Annotated in this window: 3 protein-coding genes; all 3 read left to right on the top strand. The window is 68.3% G+C overall.

What is annotated here, in order from left to right; genetic code table 11:
• Positions 1-113: 113 nt before the first annotated feature.
• A complete protein-coding gene (locus B551_RS14745) occupies positions 114-3,269 on the top strand; it encodes an efflux RND transporter permease subunit (protein WP_006579367.1) in 3,156 nt (1,051 codons plus the stop codon).
• A gap of 192 nt (positions 3,270-3,461) precedes the next feature.
• Positions 3,462-3,809: a hypothetical protein gene (locus tag B551_RS14750; RefSeq protein ID WP_157071991.1), complete on the top strand. Its 348-nt coding sequence runs from the start codon at positions 3,462-3,464 to the stop codon at positions 3,807-3,809.
• An 81-nt stretch (positions 3,810-3,890) separates the two neighbouring features.
• Positions 3,891-4,081, top strand: a 191-nt coding sequence (locus B551_RS14755; RefSeq protein WP_023264410.1) for a host attachment protein, incomplete at its 3' end; no start/stop codon positions are given.

Here is a 4,081-nt window from a genome sequence, read left to right on the forward strand (position 1 = left end):
AGGTGCGTGCGCTGCCGCTGGCGGCGGCAGCGCCGGCCAGCGCGCCCGCCTCCGCAGTCGCGGCCCCCCCGGCGCGCGCCGCCGTCTCGCAGCGTTGAACGGAGAGCGCCCCGATGTCCCGCTTCTTTATCGAACGCCCGATCTTCGCCTGGGTCATCGCGCTGGTGATCATGCTGGCGGGCGCGCTGTCGATCGGCGCGCTGCCGGTCAGCCAGTATCCGGCCATCGCGCCGCCGACCATCGCGATCCAGGTCAACTACCCCGGCGCCTCGGCGCAGACGGTGCAGGACACCGTGGCGCAGGTCATCGAGCAGCAGCTCAATGGGCTGGACCGCCTGCGCTACATCTCCTCCGAGAGCAACGGCGACGGCAACATGACCATCACCGTCACGTTCGAGCAGGGCACCAATCCGGACATCGCGCAGGTGCAGGTCCAGAACAAGCTGCAGCTCGCCACGCCGCTGCTGCCGCAGGAGGTGCAGCAGCAGGGCATCCGCGTGACCAAGTCGGTGCGCAACTTCCTGATGATCGTCGGCGTGGTGTCGAGCGACGGCAGCATGACGCGCGAGGACCTGGCCAACTACATCGTGTCGAACATCCAGGACCCGCTGTCGCGCACGCCGGGCGTCGGCGACTTCCAGGTATTCGGCGCGCAGTACGCGATGCGGATCTGGCTCGATCCGGCGAGGTTGACCGCGTATCAGCTGACGCCGTCGGACGTCCGCGCCGCGATCCAGGCGCAGAACGTGCAGGTGGCCTCCGGCCAGCTGGGTGGGCTGCCGTCGGTCGCCGGCCAGCAGCTGAACGCGACGGTGGTGGGCAAGACGCGCCTGCAGACGCCCGAGCAGTTCCGCGAGATCCTGCTCAAGGTCAACGGCGACGGCTCGCAGGTCCGGCTCAAGGACGTGGCCGAGGTCGGCTTCGGCGGGCAGGACTACAACATCAATGCCCAGTACAACGGCCGGCCGGCCTCCGGCATCGCGATCCGGCTCGCCAGCGGGGCCAACGCGCTCGATACCGCCAAGGCCATCCGCGCGACGCTGGACGAGCTCGAGCCGTTCTTTCCGCCGGGCATGCAGGTGGTCTATCCGTACGACACCACGCCGGTGATCTCCGCGTCGATCGAAGGCGTCGTGCGCACGCTGCTCGAAGCCGTGGTGCTGGTGTTCCTGGTGATGTATCTGTTCCTGCAGAACGTGCGCGCCACGCTGATTCCGACCATTGCGGTGCCGGTGGTGCTGCTCGGCACCTTTGGCGTGCTGGCGGCGTTCGGCTATTCGATCAATACGCTGACGATGTTTGGCATGGTGCTGGCCATCGGACTGCTGGTCGACGATGCCATCGTGGTCGTGGAGAACGTCGAGCGGCTGATGGCCGAGGAAGGACTGCCGCCGAAGGAGGCGGCGCGCCGTTCGATGGGCCAGATCCAGGGCGCGCTGATCGGCATCGCGCTGGTGTTGTCCGCGGTGTTCCTGCCGATGGCGTTTTTCGGCGGCTCCACTGGGGTCATCTATCGGCAGTTCTCGATCACGATCGTGTCCGCGATGGTGCTGTCGGTGCTGGTCGCGCTGGTGCTGACGCCGGCGCTGTGCGCGACCATGCTGCGCCCGCTGCCGCAGCACGGTCATGAACATGGGCACGGCGCGGCGAAACGCGGCCTGCTGGGTTGGTTCAACCGCGGCTTCGAGGCGGCCACGCGCGGCTACGAACGCGGCGTGGTGGCGGTGCTCAAACGGCGCGGCCGCTACTTCGCCGTCTACCTGCTGATCCTGGCGCTGGCCGCATGGATGTTCACGCGGATTCCGACCTCGTTCCTGCCGGACGAGGACCAGGGCGTGCTGTTCGCCCAGGTGCAGACGCCGCCCGGCGCGTCGGCGCAGCGCACGCAGCAGGTGCTGGACCGGCTGCGCGAGTATCTGCTGCAGGAAGAGGGCGGCGTGGTGCAGTCGCTGTTTACCGTCAACGGCTTCAACTTCGCCGGCCGCGGCCAGAGCTCCGGCTTTGCCTTCGTGCTGCTCAAGCCGTGGCACGAACGCATCGGCGAGGCGACCAGCGTGTTCGATCTCGCCCGGCGCGCGCAGGCGCGGTTTAGCGGCATGCGCGATGCGATGGCCTTCGCCTTCGTGCCGCCGGCCGTGATGGAGCTCGGCAATGCGACCGGCTTCGACGTCTATCTGCAGGACCGTGCCGGTGTCGGGCGCGAGGTATTGATGCAGGCGCGCGACCGCTTTCTGCAGCTCGCGGCCCAACGTCCCGAATTGCAGCGGGTACGGATGAACGGCCTGAACGACGAGCCGCAATATCGGCTGGAGATCGACGACGAGAAGGCGCGCGCGCTCGGTGTGTCGCTGGCCGAGATCAACAGCACGGTGTCGATCGCCTGGGGCTCGAGCTATGTCAACGACTTCATCGACCAGGGCCGCGTCAAGCGCGTCTATCTGCAGGGCCGCCCCGATGCGCGAATGAATCCCGACGACCTCGCCAAATGGTTCGTGCGCAACGACCGCGGCGCGATGGTGCCCTTCACCGCGTTTGCCAGCGGCAGCTGGGGCCGTGGCTCGCCCAAGCTGCAGCGCTACAACGGCGTCGCGGCAATCCAGATCCTGGGCGAGCCGGCGCCGGGCCACAGCTCAGGCGAAGCGATGGCCGCGGTCGAGGCCATCATGGCGCAGATGCCGGCCGGCGTCGGCTATTCGTGGAGCGGGCTGTCGTACGAGGAGCGGCTGTCCGGCGCGCAGGCCCCGGCGCTGTATGCGCTGTCGCTGCTGGTGGTGTTCCTGTGCCTGGCCGCGCTGTACGAGAGCTGGACCATTCCGTTCTCGGTGATGCTGGTCGTGCCGCTGGGCATCGTCGGCGCGCTGGCGGCGACGCTGTTGCGCGGGCTGCCCAACGATGTGTTCTTCCAGGTCGGCCTGCTGACGACGATGGGGCTGTCGGCCAAGAACGCGATCCTGATCGTCGAATTCGCCAAGGCGCTGCACGATCAGGGCAAGGGCATCGTCGAGGCCGCGATCGAGGCAAGCCGGATGCGTTTGCGGCCCATCGTGATGACCTCGCTGGCCTTCGTGCTGGGCGTGGTGCCGCTGGCCACGTCGGTCGGCGCGGGCTCGGGCAGCCAGCATGCGATCGGCACCGGCGTGATCGGCGGGATGATCACCGCGACGGTGCTGGCAATCTTCTGGGTACCGCTGTTCTATGTCGCGGTGCATCGCTGGTTCGGCGGAAAGTACGCCCAGCGGACCAGCGAAGCGCCGGCAAAGACCGCGTGAAGAACCTTACCGGCCGGGTATTTGTTACTCACGGGTCCGGTGCCCGCGCGCGAGCCGATGCCGGCGGCACAGGCCTTGCTCCGGCCGCAGGCGCGTCCTGACGCGGTTTGCGGCCCCTGCTGCGCATGCGCCGCCGCCAATGGCAGGGTTCTTGCAGCTTGCCTGCAGGCATCGTGACGTATGGAGGACACCATGGCACAGCAACCGCAGGGTGGACAGCGCGGACAAGCCGGGCAAGGCGGCGACGCAAGACAGCAGAACGCCGCCGCGGACCCGGCGCAGCGTCCCGATCCCGAGGGCGCCAATACCGATGAAACCGTACAGGCAGAGGAGCGCGCCGCCGGAGGAGTCTCCGGCAGCGGCAATACGCTGGGCGACGGCATGACCGCCGGTGGCGCCGAGAACGTCGAGCAGCGCAAGGTCTTCAAGCAGGAGGACCAGCAGGATGACCAGGGCCAGCAGGGCAACAAGCAGCAGGGCCCGGTGAAGATCGCTGTCGCGGGAGACGAACACGGGGACGAGGACGCGACCAGCCAGTAGGACGCGATCGCATCGATCCCATCGACAGGGGCCACCACGTCCCGCGTCGGACGTCGGGCACCCACAGCAGAGGAGCATCCGATGAAAACCACATGGGTCCTGGTGGCCGACGAGGCCATCGCCCGTATTCTCGAAGGGCACAAGCCCGGCCAGGAACTGGCCTGCATCGATGAACTGACCGACGCCGGCGCGCATGCGGATGCCGCCGACCTGCGTCGCGACGCGTACGGACGCCGCGCGGGCGCGGGAGCGGGTCCCGGCGCGGGGCCAGC

The sequence above is a fragment of the Cupriavidus sp. HPC(L) genome (assembly GCF_000307735.3).
Lineage (GTDB): Bacteria > Pseudomonadota > Gammaproteobacteria > Burkholderiales > Burkholderiaceae > Cupriavidus.